The organism is Pseudoalteromonas sp. 0303, assembly GCF_013349995.1.
Taxonomy (GTDB): Bacteria; Pseudomonadota; Gammaproteobacteria; order Enterobacterales; family Alteromonadaceae; genus Pseudoalteromonas.
On sequence record NZ_JABVXF010000168.1, the window covers coordinates 1 to 393 of the forward strand.

1 protein-coding gene is annotated in these 393 nt (G+C 44.0%); it reads right to left on the minus strand.

Features of this window, described 5'->3' with window-relative positions; translation table 11 throughout:
* The coding region (locus HUS62_RS22645) for a transposase (RefSeq protein WP_404936083.1) at positions 1-393 on the minus strand (393 nt) is incomplete at both ends.

Here is a 393-nt window from a genome sequence, read left to right on the forward strand (position 1 = left end):
AGGTATTCCCTTTGATTTATACTTACTCATACCACCAATAAAACGAGCTAGTACCTTAGGTTGCTTTGACTCCTTCGTGCTCTGGCATCGCTTTTTAAAACTGGTATAGTCCGATTGCTCCGGCGTGCTCGCAGCTTTAGCACGAACAGGGTTTAAGTCAACATAGGCCATACATGCTAAAAGCGCTGATTCATCAAGCAATGCTTGGCTCTTAAAGCGTCCTTCCCAAAAGTGACCCGTACACTCGTCTTCTTTATTCGCACGTCTGGCAATATATTCATTAAGCATTCGCATGAACCAACTAATGCTCGAAAGACGTGCCCTGTACTCTGTAACCTCTTTCTTTAAGAAGACTTGTTGGCCGTCACTTAAAGGCTGACCATGAAGGAACTT